Origin of the sequence: Paenibacillus sp. RS8, from assembly GCF_041956825.1 — a bacterium.
GTDB lineage: Bacteria > Bacillota > Bacilli > Paenibacillales > Paenibacillaceae > Paenibacillus_AQ.
The window spans coordinates 4,494,028-4,518,507 of the sequence record NZ_CP168131.1 but is presented as its reverse complement, the minus strand read 5'-3'; the positions used below and the strand labels follow the sequence as shown (position 1 = coordinate 4,518,507).

Annotated in this window: 21 protein-coding genes; 2 read left to right on the top strand and 19 right to left on the bottom strand. The window is 45.4% G+C overall.

Features of this window, described 5'->3' with window-relative positions:
• Positions 1-147 precede the first annotated feature (147 nt).
• From rsmB to ACDZ28_RS21275, 10 genes are all read right to left on the bottom strand, one after another.
• Entirely contained in the window at positions 148-1,548 is a 1,401-nt protein-coding gene (gene rsmB / locus ACDZ28_RS21320) for a 16S rRNA (cytosine(967)-C(5))-methyltransferase RsmB (RefSeq protein ID WP_375102704.1), read from the bottom strand.
• Positions 1,545-2,480, bottom strand: a complete 936-nt coding sequence (gene fmt / locus ACDZ28_RS21315; protein WP_339290663.1) for a methionyl-tRNA formyltransferase — start codon at positions 2,478-2,480, stop codon at positions 1,545-1,547. The genes rsmB and fmt overlap by 4 nt, the downstream gene beginning before the upstream one ends.
• Positions 2,481-2,484: 4 nt before the next feature.
• Positions 2,485-2,970: a peptide deformylase gene (gene def, locus ACDZ28_RS21310; RefSeq protein WP_042126884.1), complete on the bottom strand. Its 486-nt coding sequence runs from the start codon at positions 2,968-2,970 to the stop codon at positions 2,485-2,487.
• An 84-nt stretch (positions 2,971-3,054) separates the two neighbouring features.
• A complete protein-coding gene (gene priA / locus ACDZ28_RS21305) occupies positions 3,055-5,586 on the bottom strand; it encodes a primosomal protein N' (RefSeq protein ID WP_375102703.1) in 2,532 nt (843 codons plus the stop codon).
• Positions 5,586-6,821: a bifunctional phosphopantothenoylcysteine decarboxylase/phosphopantothenate--cysteine ligase CoaBC gene (gene coaBC / locus ACDZ28_RS21300; protein WP_375102702.1), complete on the bottom strand. Its 1,236-nt coding sequence runs from the start codon at positions 6,819-6,821 to the stop codon at positions 5,586-5,588. Before coaBC ends, priA begins: the two co-directional genes overlap by 1 nt.
• Positions 6,822-7,049: 228 nt before the next feature.
• Entirely contained in the window at positions 7,050-7,250 is a 201-nt protein-coding gene (gene rpoZ / locus ACDZ28_RS21295; RefSeq protein WP_036686188.1) for a DNA-directed RNA polymerase subunit omega, read from the bottom strand.
• Positions 7,251-7,302: 52 nt separating this feature from the next.
• Positions 7,303-7,872: a guanylate kinase gene (gene gmk, locus ACDZ28_RS21290; protein WP_042126879.1), complete on the bottom strand. Its 570-nt coding sequence runs from the start codon at positions 7,870-7,872 to the stop codon at positions 7,303-7,305.
• Between the two features lie 19 nt (positions 7,873-7,891).
• Complete coding sequence (gene remA / locus ACDZ28_RS21285) at positions 7,892-8,152, bottom strand: extracellular matrix/biofilm regulator RemA (RefSeq protein WP_006209218.1); 261 nt, start codon at positions 8,150-8,152, stop codon at positions 7,892-7,894.
• Positions 8,153-8,200: 48 nt separating this feature from the next.
• Complete coding sequence (locus tag ACDZ28_RS21280; RefSeq protein ID WP_042126872.1) at positions 8,201-9,094, bottom strand: YicC/YloC family endoribonuclease; 894 nt, start codon at positions 9,092-9,094, stop codon at positions 8,201-8,203.
• 38 nt (positions 9,095-9,132) lie between these two features.
• Positions 9,133-11,004: a bifunctional homocysteine S-methyltransferase/methylenetetrahydrofolate reductase gene (locus tag ACDZ28_RS21275; RefSeq protein ID WP_375102701.1), complete on the bottom strand. Its 1,872-nt coding sequence runs from the start codon at positions 11,002-11,004 to the stop codon at positions 9,133-9,135.
• 164 nt (positions 11,005-11,168) lie between these two features.
• On the opposite strand from ACDZ28_RS21275, the gene ACDZ28_RS21270 reads away from it, so the two are divergent.
• Complete coding sequence (locus tag ACDZ28_RS21270) at positions 11,169-11,426, top strand: hypothetical protein (protein ID WP_042126868.1); 258 nt, start codon at positions 11,169-11,171, stop codon at positions 11,424-11,426.
• Here ACDZ28_RS21270 and ACDZ28_RS21265 read toward each other — a convergent pair.
• The 5 genes from ACDZ28_RS21265 to ACDZ28_RS21245 form a co-directional block, all read right to left on the bottom strand.
• On the bottom strand, positions 11,399-12,505 hold the full coding sequence (locus ACDZ28_RS21265) for a GerAB/ArcD/ProY family transporter (protein ID WP_375102700.1): 1,107 nt from the start codon (positions 12,503-12,505) through the stop codon (positions 11,399-11,401). The two genes, ACDZ28_RS21270 and ACDZ28_RS21265, sit on opposite strands and share 28 nt — an antisense overlap.
• Positions 12,506-12,524: 19 nt before the next feature.
• Positions 12,525-13,736, bottom strand: coding sequence for a Ger(x)C family spore germination protein (locus ACDZ28_RS21260; RefSeq protein ID WP_375102699.1), 1,212 nt, complete (start codon positions 13,734-13,736; stop codon positions 12,525-12,527).
• Entirely contained in the window at positions 13,726-15,369 is a 1,644-nt protein-coding gene (locus ACDZ28_RS21255; RefSeq protein ID WP_375102698.1) for a spore germination protein, read from the bottom strand. The genes ACDZ28_RS21260 and ACDZ28_RS21255 overlap by 11 nt, the downstream gene beginning before the upstream one ends.
• Before the next feature lie 164 nt (positions 15,370-15,533).
• Complete coding sequence (dapF, locus tag ACDZ28_RS21250) at positions 15,534-16,370, bottom strand: diaminopimelate epimerase (protein ID WP_375102697.1); 837 nt, start codon at positions 16,368-16,370, stop codon at positions 15,534-15,536.
• A gap of 137 nt (positions 16,371-16,507) precedes the next feature.
• Positions 16,508-19,327, bottom strand: coding sequence for a calcium-translocating P-type ATPase, SERCA-type (locus tag ACDZ28_RS21245; RefSeq protein WP_375102696.1), 2,820 nt, complete (start codon positions 19,325-19,327; stop codon positions 16,508-16,510).
• 301 nt (positions 19,328-19,628) lie between these two features.
• Here ACDZ28_RS21245 and ACDZ28_RS21240 point away from each other — a divergent pair, with 301 nt between their 5' ends.
• Positions 19,629-21,518, top strand: coding sequence for an NFACT RNA binding domain-containing protein (locus tag ACDZ28_RS21240; RefSeq protein WP_375102695.1), 1,890 nt, complete (start codon positions 19,629-19,631; stop codon positions 21,516-21,518).
• A gap of 73 nt (positions 21,519-21,591) precedes the next feature.
• Here ACDZ28_RS21240 and ACDZ28_RS21235 read toward each other — a convergent pair whose 3' ends face one another.
• The 4 genes from ACDZ28_RS21235 to ACDZ28_RS21220 all read right to left on the bottom strand — a co-directional run bounded on the left by ACDZ28_RS21235 (position 21,592) and on the right by ACDZ28_RS21220 (position 24,446).
• On the bottom strand, positions 21,592-22,494 hold the full coding sequence (locus ACDZ28_RS21235; protein ID WP_375102694.1) for a PHP domain-containing protein: 903 nt from the start codon (positions 22,492-22,494) through the stop codon (positions 21,592-21,594).
• A gap of 54 nt (positions 22,495-22,548) precedes the next feature.
• Positions 22,549-23,448, bottom strand: coding sequence for a selenium metabolism-associated LysR family transcriptional regulator (locus ACDZ28_RS21230; protein WP_042126855.1), 900 nt, complete (start codon positions 23,446-23,448; stop codon positions 22,549-22,551).
• A 133-nt stretch (positions 23,449-23,581) separates the two neighbouring features.
• Positions 23,582-24,019: a hypothetical protein gene (locus ACDZ28_RS21225; protein ID WP_042132104.1), complete on the bottom strand. Its 438-nt coding sequence runs from the start codon at positions 24,017-24,019 to the stop codon at positions 23,582-23,584.
• 163 nt (positions 24,020-24,182) lie between these two features.
• A complete protein-coding gene (locus tag ACDZ28_RS21220) occupies positions 24,183-24,446 on the bottom strand; it encodes a YlbG family protein (RefSeq protein WP_042126853.1) in 264 nt (87 codons plus the stop codon).
• Positions 24,447-24,480 lie beyond the last annotated feature (34 nt).

Sequence of the window (24,480 nt, the reverse complement as noted above, 5' to 3'; positions counted from 1 at the left end):
ATTAGCACCTGTTCTTTCATAAGGATATGCGTATTATTTCTCATTCTTCCTATTTTAACACAAATTTCAGAGACGGTAAAAGAAATAGCCCGCCGTACGGTAGCCCGGCGGGCAAAAGATACAACAATTGTCAGTAAATTTACTATATTACAAGACTCTTTGAAGCTTAGAGATATAGAATCCGTCGCTGCCATAGTGATGCGGCAATAATTGAATTCCCTCACCTTCAGCCAGTGCAGTACCTTCCAATCTATCCCATAACGGGGAAGCAAACGTTATAGAAGTGAAATCAGGATTCTGCTTCAAAAAGGCAGCTACAACTTCACGGTTTTCCGCTTGTTCAGTCGTACAGGTACTATAAACCAGAACCCCACCCGGCTTCAACAGTTTGGAGACCGACTGCAGGAGCTGACCTTGTAGTGACGCTACGCTTGTTACATCCTCAGGCTGCTTGCGCCATTTGAGATCTGGCTTACGGCGGATTACCCCAAGCCCAGAGCAAGGAGCGTCCAATAGAATTCTATCGAAGGAATGATGCTCTAAGGTATGCTCTAGCTCCAGCGCATCTGCACTGCCTGTTACTACACTTTCGAGACCTAGTCGCGCAGCTTGATCCGAGATAAGCTTAGCTTTATGCGGATGCAGATCGTTAGCAAGAATAGACCCTTCATCTTTCATCAGCTCGCCCATATGCGCTGTTTTGCCCCCGGGTGCGGCACAGCAATCAAGAACTCGCATTCCAGGCTCAGGTGCAACAGCTTCAGCTACAAGCATGGAGCTTTCATCCTGAACAGATATAAATCCATCCCGATACCAAGAAGAAAGAGCGAGATTACCGCCGCCTTTTACAACAATACCATATGGACTAACTTCAGAAGCAGAAGCTTGCAGACCTTGTTCAACCATCTGACTCAGTAGCGCTTCACGGCTAATCATCGTTGTATTTACACGTACACTAACAGCAGGTGGCTCATTATTAGCAGTGCAGATAGCTTCCGCAGTGTCAACACCATACTCGGTAATCCAGCGCTCCACTAACCATAAAGGATGGGAATACTGAATGGATATCCGTTTCGCCGGGCTCAATTCATCAGGTATAACCGGTAGATCTCCAGCTCGAAGCACACTACGAAGCACGCCATTAACCATACCCGAGATTCCTTGATGGCCCTTTTTCTTAGCTATATTAACAGCCTCGTTTACAGCTGCATGAGACGGTATGCGGTCCAGATACATAATTTGATATAAGCTTAGTCGCAATAAATTACGCACCCAGGGCTGCAATTTAGCGATCCCTTTGCTAACAAATTCCTCTAGCACATAATCAAGTGTGTTCATACGAGAGATGGTGCCATAGACAAGCTCAGTAACTAGTCCAGCATCTTCTCTGCTAAGAGCAGACTTCTGCAGACTGCTGTTCAAGAGTAGGTTGCTGTATGCACCTTGCTGTTCGACCTTTACCAGAATATCGAGTGCGATATCCCGGGCAGGGGCTGTATTAGCTTTACCTTTGTTTCCGGCACCGCCCTTTTTACCGCCCGCGCTCAACCTAGCACCGTCCCTGGTTTCATGACACCGCCACGGCTAAAGTCCGCAGCACTCATAGCTTTCTTACCAGCAGGCTGAACAGTAGTTAGCAGCAGACTTCCGTCTCCAGTCTTAACCTCTACACCTTGTTCAGTAACCGAAAGCACCGTTCCTGGCGCACTGTCAGTTGATTTCTGTTCAGCGGGAATTTTTGAAGACCAAACTTTAAAGGTCTCTCCATTCCAGAGTGTAAACGCACCTGAAAAAGGAACCAGCCCACGGATTCTATTATAGCTATCACGAGAACCAGCGTTCCAATCCAAACGCTCATCCTCACGATTTAGGTTGGGTGCGAAGGTTGCTTGACTATCGTCTTGCGGGGTAGCTTGAACACGACCGTTTACTAATCGCGGCATTTCAGACTTCAAGAGATCACGTCCAGCAAGGCTCAGCTTCTCGAACATCGTGCCGGAAGTATCCTCATCCTCGATAGCCACCTCGACGCGCGAGATCATATCTCCAGTGTCAAGTCCTTCAGCCATATACATCAAAGTAACGCCGGTAACCTTCTCACCGTTAATGATACTACGTTGAATCGGTGCGCCCCCCCGGTATTTAGGAAGCAATGAACCATGAACATTCACACAACCATTACGCGGCAAATCCAATACAGCTTTAGGCAAAATTTGACCATAAGCAGCTGTAACAATCAGGTCAGGCTCATATGCAGCTAACTCTGCAACAGCCTCAGGTTTGCGCATCCGTTCAGGCTGGAGCACAGGTAAACCGAGAGATAATGCGGCTTCTTTAACCGGTGAAGGAGCCAAGATCTTTTTACGTCCTTGCGGTCGATCTGGTTGGGTGACGACTGCTACAACTTCATAGCCTTCATCCATCAGCATTTGCAAGCTTGGTACCGCAAAGGCTGGGGTTCCCATGAATACAATCTTCATATCCTCACTCCTCAGTCTCATTGCGTTCAGCTGTCATCTCATATACTTTTTCAGCGATATCGGTAAACAGTACTCCGTTCAGATGGTCAATCTCATGTTGAAAAGCCCGAGCAAGTAAACCACTGCCGGTGATGGTAATTTCTTTTCCCTCACGGTTAAGACCACGTACGGTTACTGTCTCTGCACGGCGTACATCACCATTTAATCCGGGAATACTAAGACATCCTTCAGGTCCTAGCTGCTCCCCTTCTGTACCGATGATTTCCGGATTAATCATTTTGATCAGCCCGTGCTCTTCATCTGCATCCACCACAATTAGGCGCTTCAAAATACCAACTTGTGGAGCTGCCAGCCCTACACCTTCAGCGTCATACATCGTATCAGCCATATCATCTAACAATTTTTTGACATTAGGTGTAACTACAGTTACTTCTTTTGCTATTTTGTGCAACACTTCATCCGGTTCCTTAACGATCATACGTATCGCCATTACAAACACCTTCCCGTTCTGTACATCTCTATATTTAGAGTTTATTGATCTAGCTCTTTTTTTACATTGTAACATGATAACGATTTACATCAACATTTGCGGATCTACATCAATGCTGATTTGGAGCCCTGTATCCCGAACAGAATCCTCCAACTCCTCAGCCACTTGCCGAACAAGCCCAATCACATCGATGGCGCCGCGCCATTTTATCATACACTGGAATCTATATCTACCCTTCAAGCGAGGGATTGGTGAAGCTACTGGACCTAACAGATCGAGTACATCGGTAGTTAACTTATCCAGACTCCCATACCATCTAAGCTGTCTGGCCTTTCCCTGAAGATTCATAGCGTAATTCTCTGCCATCCGGAGTAATAGCGGTAATTGCTCATGGGATAATGTAACGAGTATCAATCTGCAATAAGGTGGATAATGTAACCCTCTGCGATGCTTTAACTCCTCCCTTACAAAAGAGAGATAGTCATGCCCGCTAGCATGAACAATAGAATAATGCTCCGGTGTATAGGACTGAACAACTACCTCACCCGGAAGCTGATGCCGGCCTGCTCTTCCAGCAACTTGTGTAAGCAATTGGAAGGTCTTTTCCGCTGCACGAAAATCGGGCAAGTTCAACGCTGAATCTGCAGTTATTACGCCAACAAGAGTTACGTCGGGAAAATCCAATCCCTTCGCTACCATCTGTGTGCCTAGCAGAACATCCGCTTTTTTGTCTCTGAATTGGTTGAGTAATTTCTCATGCGAACCCTTTTCTGTCGTTGTATCCACATCCATACGAATCACCCGTATACCAGGAAACAACTTGCCAAGCTCTTCTTCCACTCGCTGAGTTCCTGTTCCGAAGAATCGGATATGCTCACTTGCGCACTCTGGACAAAGCTTAGGTGCTGGCTCGGCATGACCACAATAATGACAACGCAAATTGTCACTACGGCTATGATACGTTAACGAAATATCACACTCCGGGCAACCTGCCACATATCCGCAACTTCGACACATGACAAACGTTGAGAACCCTCTGCGGTTAAGCAATAACACCGTCTGTTCTCCACGTTCCAGTCTTTCAGCCAGTGCAGAATGCAGCTTACGACTAAACATGGAGCGATTACCTTCTTTAAGCTCTTCCCGCATATCCACTACATTCACCTTGGGAAGCTCGTTGCCAAGTGCGCGAGTAGGCATTTCTAAAAGTACTGGTGAAAAATGAATATCACTCTGTGCTCTGGCCGCATGATAGCTTTCTAACGAAGGCGTGGCGGAGCCTAGAATCACGGCTGCCCCACACTGCTCGGCTCTGCGAATCGCAGCATCACGGGCATGATATTTCGGATTTTCCTCCTGCTTATATGAGGTCTCATGTTCTTCATCCATAATAATCAAACCCAAGTTAGAGAACGGAGCAAACACTGCTGATCGGGCACCAACGGCAACCGTAGCCTTTCCTTCGCGGATTTTGCGCCACTCATCGTAACGTTCACCTACAGACAATCGGCTATGCATTACCGCAACACCACTTCCAAAACGTCCTTTAAAACGTTCCACCATCTGCGGTGTTAATGCAATTTCTGGAACGAGCACTACGGCCTGTCTGCCCTGATCCAAGCAACGTTTGATACATTGCAAGTAGATTTCTGTCTTGCCGCTCCCCGTAACGCCATGTACCAGAAATACTTCATGTAGTTGCTCTTCTAGTGTTCGTGAAATTCGAGTGTATACAATCTCTTGCTCTGCTGTAAGTGGCAGAGGCGTAGTAGGCTTAAAGTCACGTCCTTGATAAGGGTCGCGATAGACTTCAATCTCGCTGATTTCGATGAAGCCTTTTTCCTCTAAACCCTTTACCGTACTTGCCGTAACTTGAAGGGCTGACAAGACTTCCTTAAGCGCCATAGGGAGTGTAGCTTCTCTTTCGATTAGAAAGCTTAGCACTTCCTTCTGTCGCGCAGATTTTTTAGGAAACTTACTCAACGCCTCACGCGCAGCCGTAATGCCTATCGCCAGATCTACCGCTTTCAGCTTTTTCTTGCCCATTTTATCTTTGATTGATTGGCTCTCTACAAGAACTCCGCGCCGCAGCATGAACTTCACCGTTTCCGCAGCCTCCGGAAACGCACGGGTAAGTTGCTTCATGGAAACTTCGCCATTACGTCCAATAAATTCAGTGATTAGTCGTTCCTCATTCTCTGTCTCAGCAAACATAGGGAATAATTCATCATCAGGGAATGCTGTCTCTTCTTCCACAACTCCTAATGAAATCAGTCGTTCTGCCTTCCCCTTAAGAGCGGTGGGCAGCATCGCTTGAAGGGCAGAAATTCGTCTACAGGCATATCTTTTACTCATCCAGTCTGCTAACTCAACTAATTCAGGGGATAACGGTGGAAGCAGATCAAGTACTTCTTGAATAGGCTTAAGCGCAGAATTCACTACTGTTTCTCCTGACTCTAACGAAACAACAAACCCTTGCACCGTACGGTGTCCAAACGGGACTGCTACTCGGCTGCCCACTTCAATCCATAATTTCAGTGATTCTGGAATACTATAATCAAATGGCCGGTCAGTGCTGCGTACAGGCACATCCACAATGACCTTGGCAATATCCATTATAATGAAGCTCCAGAAATGCGCTCTGCCACAAGTGTCAGCAAACGGCGTGCGACCTCATCCTTAGACAATTGTGGCAATTCAAGCACCAATCCATCTGCATCATAAATCGATACAATATTCGTATCCGATCCAAATCCGGCTCCTGCAGCCGCTACGTTGTTAGCAACGATGAGATCGCAGTTTTTTCGGACCAGCTTGTCCTTTGCATAAAATTCTGTGTTTCCCGTCTCCGCTGCAAAACCGATCAAGAACTGCTTATCCTTGTTCTTACCTAGCGTTTCGAGGATATCCGTTGTTTTTATAAGCTCAAGAGTCAGCGTATCTCCACTTTTTTTAATTTTGGATTGCTCGCTATGCTTCGGACGGTAATCCGATACAGCCGCTGCCTTAATCATGATATCGCAGCTATCCCAATGGGCAGTAACTGCTTCATACATTTCTTGTGCGGATTGAACACGAATAACAGAAATATCCGGGTCCTGCGGAGGCGCTTCATCTGTTCGCGCAGCAATTAAGGTAACCTCTGCCCCCATGGCAAGTGCAGCACGTGCCACAGCAAACCCCATTTTACCAGAGGAATCATTGGAGATATAGCGTACCGGATCAATCCGTTCTACTGTACCGCCAGCTGTGATGACAATCTTTTTACCCTTGAGTGGACTAGACTTCGCACTTTCTTGCAATGCAAAAAAATCCTCCACATAACTTACGATTGTCTCAGGCTCCTCTAAACGGCCTTTACCTACGTAACCGCATGCCAGCAGACCTTCCCCAGGCTCAATAAACTGAATACCACGTTTAGCGAGGGTGTCCAAATTGCTAAGTACAGCGGGATGCTGATACATATGGACATTCATAGCTGGTGCCACCATTACAGGTGCAGTAGTAGCGAGTAACGTTGTAGATAACATATCATCCGCAATTCCATGCGCCATCTTGGCAATCATATTCGCAGTTGCTGGCGCTACTATTACAAGATCCGCTGAATCGGCCAAATCAATATGCGAGATGGAAGATGGGTCACGTTCCTGGAATGTATCACTATATATTCGTTGCTTCGACAGTGACTGTAGAGTTAATTCTGTAATGAACTGCTTTGCCGAAGCTGTCATAATGACATGAACCTCGGCTCCTTTTTGGACAAGCTTACTGGTCAGGGACGCTGCTTTGTAGGCCGCAATACCTCCTGTAATCCCAAGTAAAATAGTCTTCCCCTTCAAGCTCTTCAACATGATCTCCCCCCTGTTCCCTACTCTTACAACGAATGATCTATTACTTTACTTCTTATATTTTGAGAAAAAAATAACAACCTTCCGGTTGTCAGAAACAGCCCGGTTTTGGGCTATCATCATTCATTAAAGATCCATAAATGCTCCATAACCCAAGAAGAAACGGCATCGCCTAATTACAACTAGGCGGTATCCGTTTCTACAAAAGGGAATATCTAAATAGGCTTGCGACTACTCTTCACCGCGGGTAAGCGTAATGCGATCTTCGTAAATTTCTTCAAGAGCAACACCAACGAATTTATGCGATCTAGGGTTCTTTACATCTGTCTTACCACCCTCACGCAATTGTCTAGCACGACGTGCTGCGGCTACAACGAGCGAATACTTACTGTCAACCTTGGTCATCATTTCATCAATGGATGGATATAGCACAGGGACACCTCTTCATAGTTTACTGGTAATACATTCAATCTTTCAGCATACATTATCTGACTTTACAATGTTCGGCGATAATGATGCTTTCTATTCTCTTACAAGCCAGATCAATCTCATCATTCACAACAGCATAATCATAATGCTGCATTAGATTTATCTCATCCTCCGCTACGGTCATGCGGTGATCGATCACATCTGGATGTTCCGTACCCCGTCCGCGTATGCGGTCCTTCAACTCGTCCATAGAAGGTGGAAGAAGGAACACAAAAATACCTTCAGGAAATTTCTCTTTGACTTTGAGAGCTCCCTGAACCTCAATTTCGAGAATAATGTCTTTGCCGCTATTGAGAGTTCTCTCTACAAAATCACGTGGAGTACCGTAAAAATTACCTACGTACTCCGCATATTCAAGCAGTTGATCGGCTTCTATCATAGCCGCAAACTGCTCTTTGCTTTTGAAAAAATAGTTCACACCGTCTTCCTCACCCGCACGCGGACTACGAGTAGTAGCTGATACTGAGTAGACAAGTTCGGGCATCTTCGGACGTAGCGCAGTACATACAGTACCTTTACCTACGCCGGAAGGTCCGGATAATATGATGAGCAATCCTTTTGACATAATACACTCCATTTAGTTGTTATTCGTCGTTGTCGTCATCTTTACTGGATAAGCGATGCGCCACAGTCTCCGGCTGTACAGCCGACAAAATGACATGATCACTATCTGTAATGATTACGGCACGAGTCCGTCGGCCATAGGTGGCGTCGATCAACATATGTCGATCACGAGCCTCCTGGATAATACGTTTGATTGGTGCAGATTCCGGACTGACGATGGAAATAATGCGATTGGCGGACACAATATTCCCAAAGCCAATGTTGATAAGTTTAATTGCCATGTTCCGGTAGTTCCCCCCATAAAGTTCTATGCTATTACCTGTTCCCGGTTACTCTATGTTTGCCGCTTGTTCACGAATCTTCTCTAGCTCTGCTTTCATGTCTAGCACAAGACCCACGAGAGTTAAATGATTGCATTTCGACCCGATTGTATTCGTCTCCCGGTTCATCTCCTGAATGAGAAAATCCAGCTTGCGTCCTACCGGCCCTTTCCCCTTCAGGAGGGTTCTGCATTGTTCGAAATGACTATACAACCGGGTCAACTCTTCATCAATATTACAGCGATCAGCAAAAATAGCGATTTCCATCCCGAATTTATGCTCATCAAAAGCGAACGTCCCATCATTCAGCTCATTCAATCGGTGACGTAGCTTGTCACGATATTCAATGACTACAACAGGAGCAAGTTCAACCATTTCAGCATGCATGGTCTCAAGATAGGTGAGACGCTGTTCAAGATCAGCGACTAGAAAACTGCCTTCACGGGCGCGCATCTCCAGCAGAGACTGCAAACTCTGCTCAAGTCCCGTCTCCAACATTTCAGAGTAGTCTTCTAAGGCCGCGGACACGGCACCCGCAGCCTCATCTTTGCTTTCCATAATACCGGGTATAGAAAGTATATCACGAAGAGTCAACTCACCGGACAAACCATACTCGTTCTTAAGCTGATCTGCTGCCTTAAGATAAGTCATGACAGCAGAGCGATTCAGAACCGGTCCAGAAGACGACTCATCATGCTCTCTATTGATGGTAACATCTATCCTTCCCCGTTTGACGTGCTGTTGAACCTTTCTTCTCAGCACATCCTCATAACCCGTCCAATCCCGGGGCATCCGCAGTACAACTTCGCAGTACCGGTGATTCACCGATTTCACTTCGAACATAATCTTGTAGCCGCCGAATTGCAGGGACGATTGACCGTATCCGGTCATGCTAAATGACAACGGAATCACATCCATTACACTATTGTAATTGATTATTACTAGCGAAACAAGGGGGATAATTTACGTCCTGATTTCTCCCATACATACTCCATCAGCTGTGCACTCATATCATAGAACATGAACGGTGTCATCAAATAGATCCCATTGAAATGAGCTGTAGCAACATCTAGCAGCTCCTTAGCGATGGCAACACCTTCAGCTCTTCCTGCTTCCCCTTCAAGTCCTTTCATGCGATTCCGGACTTCATCGGTAAGCTGAATGCCTGGAACCTCATTATGAAGGAATTCTGCATTACGTCCACTAGCCAGTGGCATCACACCAATAAACACGGGGATTTCCAGATGTGCAGTGGCCTCTGCGATCTTCACGATAAGTTCCTGATCATAGACTGGCTGGGTCATAATATAATCCGCACCAGAGGCAATTTTCTTCTCCAGTCGCTGTATAGCCTTATCTAAATGTTTAACATTTGGGTTAAAGGCAGCACCGATTACAAAATTCGCTTTCTGCTTCAAAGGTTTACCAGAGAAGGAAATGCCATCATTCAATTGCTTAATCATTCGAATAATCTCAAAAGAGGTTAAATCATAAACCGAACTTGAGCCAGGAAGATCTCCGAATTTTGCGGGGTCTCCAGTCACCGCCAACACATGATCAATGCCAAGCGCATCAAAACCCATCAAATGCGATTGAGTACCGATCAGATTACGGTCCCGACAAGCAACATGCACCAGCGGACGAAGTCCAGTTTTAGCGTGCACCAAATGTCCTAAAGCCATATTGCTCATCCGTGTAACAGCCAGTGAGTTATCGGCGAGTGTCAACGCATCCGCACCCGCTCTTCTCAGCGCTTCTGCACCCTGCATAAACTTGGCGATATCCAAATCACGGGGAGGATCCAGCTCAACGATAACCGTATGGCGTTCTTTTACTAAATCAACCAGGTTCGGCTCTCTGCCATCTCTTCCCTCATCTTCACCAAAATGCTCTTGCAGCGATACACGTTCCACCGTCACAATCGACGGTTTTGGAAGTGGCTGAGGTTCGTAACCTTTTAATGCGGAAGAAATTTCAGCAATATGCTGCGGTGTAGTACCACAGCAGCCGCCGATAATTCTGCAACCCATTTCTGCAAAAGTTACTGCCATCTGCCCGAAATATTCCGGCGAAGCCCCATACCGGTATTCTCCGTCTACATAATCGGCAACACCTGCATTCGGATAGACCGAGGTCGGTAGAACCAGATTACCTTGTACAGCTTTCAGCGCTCTCTTAATTCCATTTGGACCCGTATTACAGTTAAATCCGATGATATCTGCTCCGTCACCTTCAAGAATGCGAAAAGCCTCTGGCAGCGTCAGTCCATCCAACGTACGAGCTGATTCATCGACAGCAAATTGGCAAATGACTGGGAGAGTACTATGTTTACGTACAGTTCTTAGTGCAAGGTGAAGTTCCTCGACATCGTAGAAGGTTTCTAGCATAATGCCGTCTACTTCTTCTTCTAACAATGCTGTGATCTGCTGCGTAAAATACTTCTTCAACTCTGTTGATGAGAGATTTGCACGCTTACCGGCGCGAATGGAGCCTACAGCACCTAATACATAACCAGTATCTCCAGCAGCTTTACGAGCGATTCTTACTCCGGCACGATTAATTTCTTCAACCTTGGACTCCAAACCATATTTGGACAGCCTGTCAAAATTCGCTGAGAAGGTGTTGCTTTCTAGCAGCACTGCCCCTGCATCTATATAGCTGCGATGTACATCTTCGATAACCCCTGGAGAGGTCAAATTTAATTCTTCGTAGGAAATGCCGACAGGGAAACCCTTCTGATATAAATAGGTACCCATCGCTCCGTCTCCGACCAATACTTTGTTTCCCCATGCGGAACGTAGATCCGGCTTCACTGCAAAATCCTCCCCTGACTCATTAGTTTCATACTAATGTATCATAAATCGGTATGGATGATAAGCTTTCAAAAGAAAAGCAATCAGACACCCGGTCCGGGTATGCATGATCGGGTATTAAAAGCTTCATACTAACGTTAAATTAACGAAAAGGAGCAAATCCAGTGAAGAAAAAAACTAGAAAACTTCTGATCCGAAAATACGCAATTATCCTACTCTTAAGCATTTTGTGTTTATCATATCTGTATTTGGGGGATTGGCTATTTGGTTATGGAGTGGGTAACATCCAGTACATTCTAAATTACTTACTATACACTGCCTCTGAGAAAACTGCGGCCATCATCTTGCTGTTATGTCTGCTTGGTCCTGATATTCTGGCCTGGAAGACCGGACGTCAACCTGAACGCGGAGCTGAAAAGTGACTCTTTAACGCTGTAACAAGGATAAGGATCAGCGGGATTAACACCATAAAGAAGGGATACACCGTATACAGCAGTTTTCCACCCTCATCTATATGCTCGGTGAAGCTTCGTGCATCCAGCATAGAACTAAACAAGATAATCAAAGCTGTCGGATAGACCATCCTCCGATAAGGAATTTTAAATAACTCTGATATACCGATCAGGGCTGCTGCAAAAAAAACTGCCATTTTAAAAAAAACACCAATGATAAGCACCATAACAACTAAAATATCTAGCCGTTGAACAAAATCAGAAATAGAAATCTTACTAATCGTAGGCATCAGCGGAAGTAGCGATCTTTTAACAATATCAGATCCAAGAACAGATATGTTTAAGACCATAGTCAGACTCAATAGTATGCCTGATACAAATATACCCGTTGCAATGATCCAGGGCCCTTTTTTTGCGTTATCAAGATAAGGCATCAGCATAGTAAAACAGACCATTTCACCAAAAGGAAACATATAATTTTGTTTGACTACAGAGGCGAGGATGGGCTCGAATCCATTCTGGAAAACGGGCTGAAGTAAATGGAGATTAATTGAACCCGAAAACATCAGCATCATCGAGCTAAAAAGACCTATCATTAATACAAGCGTTAAGAAAACCATCGAAGTTCTGGCTAATACCTCTATTCCCTTATGCAATACATAAGCGCTTGATAAGACCATCAGCATGGCTATAATGAATAACGGAGTCCGATGCATGGTTGCCATAACAAGCATGGTGCTGCCATCTCGCAAATCCCTTCCCGCTAAATTCAGAAATAGGATGATGTAACCTAACGCTATTACCGATCCCAAATATCTGCCTAGTACCTTTCGGACATAAGCCGTTAGCGGTAAATCAGGAAACTTTCGATAGAGAAAGGTATATCCCGCGAAAACAGCTACTCCAATAAAATCACCGATCATAATGGAAATCCATGCATCTTTTCCCGCTTCCATCCCTAGATTCACCACCAAAGCTGTCCCAAGCTCGAACAACAATGTTAAGGAGAAGATTTGGAATACACCAATTTTTATACTGCCTTTATTCATACCCGCTCCTCCTTAAACGTTATTTCTTATTGACCTGAAAAGAATCGCTTCGCATATCGGTATGCCTAATCACGACATCCTCATCAATCTTAATCTCACAGGTCGCAAATATATCCTCCCAATGATCTTTGACTTTTTTCCATCCACGAGGATTCTCACGTTCTACCACTTCTCCAAAACCCAAATAGTCACTCTTTAGCGCTCTTGATTCATTTATCGCTTCCCATACTTGATCTCGTGTATGCTTCTCCATAAGCCTGGACAGATCATTTAACACATTGGGGTCCCTCAGATTCAAATTATTGGGCGACTCTTTTAAACCCGCTTGTTGAGTAATACTTATGGTAAATATTGGATTCTCTGCATCTTTTGCGTTCACCTTGACTTGAACCTGCGAGAGATACACATTAAAAGACACATATTCGTTCTTACCGATAGCAACCACTGCAGGCATTTGTGTGATTTTATTTTTTAACAGGGCGGACCCAATGGCTTGATCTCCGTGTAGCCACCCGATCAGCTTGTCATTTTTAAAAACAGCCAGCTCTGTAACCCGCAGCGCAGCCTTCGGTTTGATCGTTTTAATATTTTCATTCGAGTCTCTTCGCTCCACATCACCAGTAACTTCGACCCCATTAATCATCGGCCCCCCACTAGGAATTTGAATCCCGCGTACGACATCATCTACCTCCATTCGGTAATTGTAGCCAAACTGTTTGGAGGTCGTCTCAAGCTTTTCCACCAAATCATTCGCTGGAATTCTTCCGAAAACAGTCATCGTAGTCATACTGTCGCTTGCTGGTTGTCTCTTAGATATAAAGAGAAGACTGGTTAATCTCGTTTCACTTTCTCTTTCCAATAAATCCATAATGTCCTTGATTCCTTCACGGGCAAATTTTTCCGAAATTACGACTACTCGAATATGACCAAGTGACAAAAAGCGGGCGGTCTGACGGGAGCCGTCAGCCAATGCTTCAAACATGCTGCGACCTTTGCCTGTATAAACTGCAACAGGTGAGGTCCCTCTGGCATTTTCTCCTGAAATTTCGTCTGCAATAATGACTTGAAAGGTAAGGACATATTTTTCCTCCTCCGTAGAGCCTCTATCAACGGCCACACCTGTAACAATCGCTCTTCTGTTTAATTCAACGCTGTCCCAGCAGCCAGTGAGCACGAGAAGCAGTATAAGAGGCCACGCAGAACGAATTAGAACATTCCCTTTAACTTTCATCAGAAGCTCCTTTCTTATTAGAACCCCCACCATCGTCTATCCCATTGATGACAGGTGAAAGGTTAGCTTCATGTCCAGTGTTAATTTTCTCACCCGCCGGACTATCCCCGTGTTCACCGGGAGAAGTAGAACGTCCCTTATTATGAATCCATACAGGTAACCTTAAAAAGGTATCTTTTTGCCTCTTCACCGATAGAGGAACTACGGGTGACAAGTAAGGGATACCAAATGAACGCAGACTGTTCATATGTGCAACCAGTACGATTAAGCCAAGTGTAATGCCGTAAAATCCAAACATACCTGCAAGTATCAAAAAAGCAAATCGAATAATCCGCCCTGAAATTGCCATGTTATAAGAGGGAATTGCAAAACTCACAATACCTGTTAGTGCCACAACAATAACCATAACCGGCGTGATGATCCCAGCCTCTACCACAGCCTGCCCCAGAATCAAAGCACCCACAACGGATACGGTTTGCCCCACCGCACGGGGCATTCGCACTCCAGCTTCTCTGATAATTTCAAACGCCCCCTCCATTAATATCGCCTCCACAAAAGCCGGAAATGGAACATTTTCTCGTTGCGATAACAGGTTGATCAATAAGGTTGTTGGGATCATTTCATAGTGAAACGTGGTTAATGCTATATAGATAGAAGGTCCCAAGATTAGAACTATAAAGCTGATATACCGGATAAGCAGCATAAAAAATGAGATATCGAATCTTTCAGCATAATCCGATGAGGATTGAAAAAAAAGTGTGAAAACGGCCGGCAAAATCAAAATAAAGGGAGTTCCATCTACAACAAGTACTATTCTTCCCTCTAAAAGATTTGACGCCGCGACATCTGGTCGCTCACTGTTATTGATTGTTGGAAATGGAGTGAAGGTTTTATCCTGAATCAGCTCTTCGATATAACCGGATTCCAGAATCGCATCGATCTTAATCTCTCCCAGCCGTTTCCTCACTTCATCGACCAGCTTTTCGTCAACAATGCCTTTAATGAACATCAACGCCACAATCGTCTGAGATACCTCACCAATTCTCATATACTCCAATCTTAAATTAGGAGTTTTTAGTCTTCGACGGATTAAGGAAATATTCGTGGCAAGCGATTCCACAAAGCTGTCCTTGGGTCCCCGAACAACAAGCTGAGAAGTAGGCTCAGTGACCGAACGTGTCTCCCCGCCTTGGGTATCACACACAATCGCACTGGCATATCCCTCAATTAAAATCACCGTATCTCCCGAAAGAATTGCCAGCAGAATTTCTTTCCATTCGTCCTGTATCTTAGCATCACCAATTTCTAGGGTACGATTCAGTATAAAATCCATCACATTTCCTGTGGCAGGGATTTGCTCGTTTAACATCTCATTAGTAACACCGAGCAAAGAACCGACAATAAATTCGTCAACGGCCTCCGGTTGAACCAAACCACTAAGATGAAGGGCCGCTGCATGGACAGGACTGTGTTCACCTAGCCTTACCTGTCTTATTTTGAGATCAGGACTATCACCTAGCTCAGTAATTATATGTTCTATCGACTGCGTAAGATTTATTGTTAGTCTGCCTGACTGTGAAGGATTCCCTTGCAGGCCATTGCCGGACTTATTTCTTCTATTCCATCCTTTCATGTTCAGCAAGTTCACCTCTTTCTCATAATTAAGACTATTATTTTCGGTTAGGTCTTCCATTATTCGGATTGAAATGCAGCACAACATCGAAACAAAAAAAAGCAATCCAAGAATGAGCTCTTGAATTGCCCTTTATTCAGTAATACGATTCGAATCATTATTTTTTATAGCACTACACTACCTGTGAATGCAACCTCAGCAGGACCTGTCATATACACATGGTTATCATCTTCATTCCATTCAATGAAGAGATCGCCACCCTTTAGACTAATCCAAGCCGCTCGATCTGTCAGGCCATTCAGCACAGAAGACACTAAAGTTGCGCAAGCTCCAGTCCCACAAGCAAGTGTGGGTCCAGCTCCACGTTCCCATACCCGCATATCTACTCTACCTCGATCCAGAACCGTTGCGAACTCGACGTTTACCTTTCTTGGGAACAACGGATGTACTTCTAACTTAGGTCCCCATGTCGCAAGATCAAAAGATACGGCATCGTCTACATAAATAACGCAATGAGGATTACCCATTGATACTGCTGTAAACTTAAATTCGGTTCCGTCCGATTCAATCGACTCTGAGAGTACTGGTTCTGCATCAATAGCTACCGGAATTTGAAGACCGGACAATATAGGTTCGCCCATATCAACCGTTACAGTTTCCACCACACCGTCTTTCACATTCAAGGTAACCTTTTGCTCTCCGGCACCAATCGTTTCAATTATAATCTGCTCGGAGTTTACCAGGCCATGATCATATACATATTTAGATACACAGCGAATAGCATTTCCGCACTGCTCCGCCTCCGAACCATCAGAATTCATAATTCGCATCATGTAATCACCACGTTCAGACGGTAGGATGTATACAAGTCCGTCCGCGCCAATTCCGAAGAACCGATTGCATAGGGTTACAGCAAGCTCTGCTGCATTGCTTGGTAGTTCTTGCTCGCCAAAAACTACGATAAAGTCATTGCCGAGCCCGTGCATTTTTGTGAATTCCATTGAAAGTCCACTCCTAAAGGTTATGTTATGTTAGCAATCGCTTAAGCTTAATATTCTGTGTAATGTAGCCCTTCACAAGTATACGAGCTGTTAACTGCAACAAGTATACCTTTAGGAATGGAGCAATACTATTAACTTTATGCCGAAATTTTTGTACTTTTTATCATCGAATTGCTTCCGCTACGACCACGATTACGTTTTCCACCCCAAACACTGCCAGCGCCCATCAGGAAGGTCGGAATCCCCGCTGTTACAAATACAAGGCACCACTCACGGAAATTAAGCGGCACTGTTTTGAAGACAGGTTGTAGAAACGGAATATACATTACAGCCAGCATCAGAATCACGGATGACAATACAGCAAGAACTAGGTACTTATTCTGAAACGGATTTCGATGGAACACCGAACGTGAACTGCGGCAATCGAAGACATGAATCAACTGCGCCATAACGAGTGTCGCAAAAGCTACGGACTGAGCTCGAATCAGCTGCGCTGGATTCTCTGGTGCCACACGTAAGGTTAGCCAAAATGCACCTAACGTACATAAACCGATTAAGAATCCACGGCTTATGATCTTCCACCCTAAACGGCGGGCAAAAATATTTTCCTTCGCCCCACGCGGTTTATGCTCCATCAAATCCTTTTCGGGTTGGTCAACACCAAGCGCCATGGCTGGCAGTCCGTCTGTCACCAGATTCACCCATAAGATTTGGATAGGCACGAGTGGCAGAGGCAGACCAAGCATCATAGCGAAGAACATGGTCAAGATCTCTCCCACATTTGATGCTAGTAGGTAACGAATGAATTTACGAATGTTCTCATAAATGTTTCTACCCTCTTCAATGGCAGCAACAATGGTTGAGAAATTGTCGTCCCCTAGGACTAGAGAAGAGGCTTCCTTGGTCACATCTGTACCAGTGATCCCCATAGATATTCCTATATCTGCCGCTTTAATGGCTGGAGCGTCATTGACTCCGTCCCCGGTCATAGCCACTACATGACCACGGCGCTGCAAAGATTTCACGATACGAAGCTTATGCTCAGGAGATACGCGGGCGAATACATACACATTGTCCGATACTTTATCCAGCTCATCATCATCCATCCGAGTTAGTTGAGCCCCTGTTAGTACCGTGCCTCCACGTTGCAGAATTCCTAATTGATGCGCAATGGCCTCTGCAGTCGTTCCGTGGTCCCCAGTAATCATTACAGTCTTAATTCCTGCTCGACGTGTGACGCTAATGGCATCGCGGACTTCACGTCTTGGCGGATCAATCATCCCCGCCAATCCGATAAAGACGAGCTGGGATTCCGCATCCTTTTCACTATCCATATTTTCACTTGGACGAATATCACGATAAGCCATACCTAGGACACGAAGAGCACCTGATGCCATTTGCTCATTAGCATCGAGTACTTTCTGCCGCAATGTTGGCGTTAAAGGCACAACACCGCCCTCCCAGAGCATATATGAACAGCGATTAAGCAGAACATCAGGCGCACCTTTCGTACATACCATCCGTCCTCCGGGATGACCAATGATAACTGACATTAACTTCCGCTCAGAATCGAATGGAAATTCCTTCTCACGGGAATATGTTACAGCTAGTGTCTGGGCAGTCAAACCCATCTTCCCTGAAAGTGCCACGAGAGCTCCTTCGGTCGGATCTCCTTTAAGCTCCCAGATGGATGAGCTGTCAGATGACTTATCAACTACGATGTCCTTATCCTTCCCTTTACGCTTACCCCGCACTTCAGTCGGAAAGGTCTCGATGATCTCCGCATTACTGCACAAAGCACCCACCTGTAGCATCCGTCTTAAACTTTGATCATTTTTGAGATCTACCGGTTTACCTTTCTCCAGAACCTGTCCGTTCGGAGCATAACCTTCACCTGTTACTTCAAGGCCACGTCCGCCCGTCCATAATCGGGTCACCGTCATTTTATTTTGAGTCAATGTACCCGTCTTGTCCGAACAGATGACGGATGCGCAGCCCAAGGTTTCCACTGAAGGTAATTTACGAACGATGGCCTTTCGTTTGATCATCCTCTGCACACCCAGCGCAAGTGCGATGGTTACAATGGCCGGAAGCCCTTCCGGAATCGCAGCGACCGCCAAGCTTACCCCGGCCAAGAACATTGCTGTGGCAGGCTGTCCATGTAAAATACCGGCTGCTACAACTACAATAGTTAAACCTAGTGATACATAGATTAAAATTTTCCCTAACTGCTCGAGACGATGCTGAAGCGGAGTTTCCTGAGATTCTGTATTCTGGATCAGGTCTGCAATCTTACCCATCTCTGTGTCCATACCCGTTCGAATTACGATAGCTTTACCAGTACCCCTGGTTACCATTGTGCCCATGAACCCAAGATTCTTCTGATCACCGAGCGGAAGCTCCTCCGCGCGGATCACATCCGAATGCTTCGAGACAGGCAGCGATTCCCCAGTTAGCGCGGATTCCTCCACATATAGAGAACTGCAATCCAGCCATCGTATATCCGCGGGTATTCGATCACCACTCTCCAGCAAGACAATATCACCTGGTACTAACATCTTTGCTGGAATAACCTCGCTGTTCCCCCCACGCAGAACTTTGGCAGAAGGTGCAGAGAGCTGCTTTAAAGCTCTTAGCGAACGTTCGGCGCGGAACTCTTGAACAAACCCAAGGGCTCCGTTTAAAAGGATAATCGCGATGATCGTGATGGCATCCAAATATTCGCCAAGCAAACCGGATACGAGCGTCGCACCCATAAGCACAAGCACCATGAAATCCTTAAACTGGTTCAACAGCAGGGTAAACGGGGATACGGTCTTTCCTTCGGACAGCTCGTTATACCCAATTTGCTTCCGTCGCTCCGCGGCATCCTCTCCACTGAGGCCCGTCCTCGGATGGACATTGAACATTTTCTGGAGCTCTTCTGCACCGAGCCGGTGCCAACTGTTTTGTTCCATGACTTTTCTTTCCCTCCCGGTCGTTTCTTGACTTCCGGCGGCGCACAGCTTTTCCACCTGTTCATGACCAAGTGTATTCAAGGTCGTCCAATAATATCACCGCCTATCTAATTCCCCTTTTGCGCGAATGTCCCAAAGTATGGCATCATAGAGAGGTAAGCTTTAACGTCTTCGGTGTTCTAATAAGGGCGGTAAGCGTTTAAGCGAAGAATATAAGACCAAAAGTATGGTGTACAACTTATACTTTCTTATATTTTAAGAATTTTAGAAATTCATTTCACGTCGACAGGAGAGCTTTATCATGGCATTAGACGGCATAGTTACACGAGCTATCGTGCACGAACTGCAATCATTCATCGGTGCACGCATAGGCAAAATATATCAACCGAACAACCACGATCTTATCTTCAACCTACGAGGCGCCGGCGGCGGTGGCAAGCTATTGCTCTCCGCTAATCCGACATATCCGCGTCTGCATCTTACAGAAAGAAACAGTATAAACCCTTCAGAAGCACCTATGTTCTGCATGCTCATGCGTAAGCATTGTGAAGGTGGGACGATCGAGAGTATCGCTCAGGTAGGCATGGAACGAATTATTCACATAAATGTTAGGACTAGAGATGAGCTTGGAGACGTCTCTGCCAAAAAGATCATCATAGAGCTCATGGGACGTCATAGTAATATCATCCTTACAGATCTCAGCACTGGAACGATCATAGACGGCATTCATCACGTTACTCCATCAATCAGTAGCTACCGGATCGTAATGCCCGGAGTCGCTTACACAGAGCCTCCTCAGCAACACAAGCTCAACCCTCTGGAAATCGACAAAGAACAATTTCTACATTTGATCTCAGCAGCTGAAGAAGCCGCTCTACTGAAAGAAGATGAGAAGGAGACCAAACCAGAAGAAATCATAGAAGGTGAGCTCGCTAATCTGATTACAAAAGAAGAAGTTGAGCAGAAACCAGACGGATCAGGTGGTCCCTCTCCATCTGCTGATCCCGTTGGCTGGATGGTGCATGCCTTCAGTGGAATGAGTCCACTTGTTGCAGGAGAGATCGCTCTTCGTCTCAGAAATAACCTTGCGATAGGTGATACACAGGGGTCTGCAGCAGAATTTCCAATAAAATTATGGGACGCCTTCCAGTCTGTAATGGGACCTGTGCATAATTGCGAATTCTCACCTGTTTCAGGTGCAAATGCAAAAGGGAAAATGATTTTTTCCTCGATTCCGTTAACCCTATTAGGTGAAAACGCGAAGCAATATAACTCGATCAGCGAGTGTATGGAGGATTATTACGGGGATAAAGCCGAACGTGATACGGTGAAGCAACGGGTAAGTGATTTGATCCGTTTCCTAAGCAACGAACGAAGCAAAAACGTAAAGAAGCTCGCCAATCTTCAGAAGGATCTAGACGAAGCCCAAGACGCAGATCGTTATCGCATTTGGGGTGAATTATTATTCGCATCGTTACATGCCGTGTCCAAAGGAGATAAAGAAGCCTCATTGGTCAATTATTATGACGAAAATCAGGCTGAAATGGTCATCCCGCTTGACCCTTTATTAAGCCCATCAGATAACGCACAACGTTATTTTAAAAAGTACAACAAGTATAAGAACAGCCTTCTTGTTATTAATGAGCAGTTGATTAAGACACATGAGGAAATTTCCTACATGGAAAGTTTACTCCAGCAGCTTGCCCATGCTTCATTGAATGACATAGAGGAAATCCGTGACGAACTTGTAAGCCAAGGATACCTACGTGACCGAAGCAAAAAGGGTAAAAAGAAGAAAAAAGCAACCAGACCTACATTGCAAGTCTTCACCTCTTCAGAAGGCATCGACATTTATGTCGGAAAAAACAATTTACAGAACGAATACGTCACCAATCGACTAGCTTCGCCTAATGACACTTGGCTGCATACCAAGGATATCCCTGGTTCTCATGTGGTCATCCGAAGTGAGGAGTTTGGAGATGCCACATTAGAAGAAGCCGCCCAGCTTGCCGCTTATTTCAGTCAAGCGAAGCAATCAAGCAGTGTTCCTGTCGACTGCACACTGATCCGCCATGTACGTAAACCGAGTGGTTCCAAACCCGGATTTGTGATCTATGATCATCAGAAGACGTTGTTTGTCACACCGGATGAGGATCGTATTAAGAGTCTCCCTAATACTTTAAGAAGCTAAATCATAAAAAAACCGGTTGTCGTCCTTGTATGGATGACAGCCGGTTTTTTTATTTTGCAAGAGTGCATGACCTCTAATTACTTATCAAGTTCTTCAACTGTTCCAGCACACTTACAGGAACCGTAACACTACCGATATCTCCATGAAATATAACACCTTGACGGGCACCATGAAAATCCGAGCCACCGGTTACAATCAAGCCATATTCTTCAGCCATGGTTAGGTAACGCTCTGAATCAGCGGACTTGTGATCCGAATGATAGGCCTCAATCCCTTTAAAAGCACCCTGCTTCAATATCTCACGCACCAACTGGTCGTCACCGTATAGTACTGGATGCGCCAATACTGGAGAGCCACCGGCCTCGATAATCCAATCACAGGCTTCCTCGGGCGTGATTCGCGGAGGGGACACGTAGGCTGCTGCTCCTTCGGCTAAAAATTTGTTAAAGGCATCTCTCATATCTGTAGCGACTCCAAGACGAACCAGCTCATCAGCAATATGTGGCCGGCCAATACTCTCATCAGGCTTCAGTTCCCGCCCAATCCCCGCGACCACTGCCTCTAGTGTTATCTTAATTCCTAGCCCACGTAGCTTAGAGATTATCGCTTCATTCCTTACTGCCCGAGTATCCCTTAGCCCTTCCAAGCGGGATAGAAACAATTCATTTGTTGGATCTACGTAGTAACCAAGAACATGAATATCTTTACCTCCGGCACGAGTGCTGATCTCTACACCCGGTACAACAGTAATTCCGTACTTTTCTCCTGCTTCGCAGGCTTCCTTCACACCAGCCACCGTGTCATGATCCGTAATGGCAACAGCGGTTAAGCCCTTCTCTTTAGCGAGACGTACATTTTCCTCCGGTGGCTGCATGCCATCAGAGGCTTGAGTATGCGTGTGTAGATCGCATCGACCGACGTTAACATGCTCCGATCTGTCGCCCTTCAGTTCATCCAGTCTAGTTTCATTCTCCATTTCTATCACCTCTAACGCTAGTTTCTAAGTTTCCGTCTTTTAGCCATTCAAGCTTTAGTTATCATTCGAATGCTCACGTAAAAAAGTCAAGAATGTCACTGCAGAAATCGGCAACAGTGTCGATTTTAAATGAATAGCGTAGAACTGTCTTTTAAAGGAGGCATCCGAGATATTCACGATTTTCAGAAGTCCAAGCGCCACCTCATGCTTAACAGAAGAGGTTGAGATAATTGTAATCCCAAGTCCAGCCTCCACTGCCGACTTCACAGCACCCGTGCTACCAAGCTCCATCACTATTTTCATGGCTCCCGGATCAAGCCCCTTCGAGAACAGCTGCTCTTCCATCACACGCCGCGTTCCTGAACCCTGTTCACGCAATACGAAAGGGTGCTGAAGCACATCTTCCAGAGAAACCTCCTGCTGCTCTGCAAGTGGATGACCATGGGGTACAATCAATTTCAGCTCATCCCCCATCACCGGCTCAATCACCATATCAGGATGTGTCACCGGTGCTTCAATTAAACCGAAATTCAACTGATGCTTTAGGATTTCCTCCATAATTTGCGAGGTATTCATGACTTTCATCATAATTGAAATGTTCGGATATTGCTTTCCAAAAGGACCTAACAGCCGCGGCAGCACATACTCCCCAATGGTAAGGCTTGCCCCAAGCTGCAGACGTCCCTCCAGCATATGCGTAAACGCCGACATCGCTTGATCTGTCTCACGCATCAATTGAATGCTGCGCAGCGCGTATGGCATTAGGGTATGCCCTGCTTCGGAGAGCATGATTTTTTTGGTAGAACGATTAAAGAGCTTGGTTCCAAAATAATCCTCCAGCGCCTGTACTTGCATGGTCACTGCTGGTTGAGTCATATGTAGTGTCTGCGCCGCCGCTGAGAAGCTCCCTCGTTCTGAGACCGTATAAAAGATATGTAACTGATGAAAGTTCATGTGCTGCAACTCCTTGTGCTATCTTTAGAAGAAACTTAAGGATTATGTATGGTGGTATGAAACTTATGTTTTCTTATATTTTTAAAAAGGACATGCAGCCACCGCTGCATGCCTTCAGTCCGAACTTTATACACTATTTGCGTTTACGCTTCTTCTTCGTTAGCTTAGTGCGGCGGGAATTGCGCAGCAGCGAAAAGTAAGTCTTTAAATCTCTCAATTGTGGTGTTGAAGAGATTCTCCCAAGAAACGAAACGATGATCATAGAATATAATGGCTGACCTGAAATATCTTTTTCTCCTGTCAATTCCGTGAACTCAGCGATTACTACAGAGTCATCGTCAATTAAATACGCGTTAAAATCACTGTCTGAAAAAGGCTTGAGCCGATTCTGCATCAGGCACTGCCACATCCATGCGGCGACCTCTTCGTCATTGCTTACACCTTTACTGATCCGGTCCAAATAACGACTCTTCGCATGATTTGTTATAACGATGTCAGCGACCCTGTAGTCGTTCAGCATGATGTGGAAGGGCTCGTAAGTGCTGGGCCAATCCGTCCCTTTGTTGCGCATCATCATCACACTCCACCATAAGGGTCTTTGTATGTACTTAATGTTGTCATCTTACCTCATTGCTGAAAGTTGTACAAGTTCAGACCACAGGAGAAGCCGCGTTTACTCTAGATCTGCGCATAAAAAAACAGGCGCTGCTTAAGCGCCTGTTCATCTCCAAAAATTACATACCGTAATTACGGGACTTGTCCGGCCCATTACTGGTATACTCTGTCTTAATTTCGTTACGATAGGATCTTTCGATCTTACGAACGTAGGAGAGTCTGCGGACATTCTTCATAACTTCCTCGGCACGTTCTGCATTTACATACATCACCGCGTAATGCATTTTCCGAGAAACATAATGTAATGTTCCGTATTTCTCAAGGTTACGTGCCGCTTTAACGTCACTTACCCAAATGATGTATCCTGTCCGTTCCGCAAACATAAGCTTAACCGCCTTTCTCTCTCTAAATCCTAAA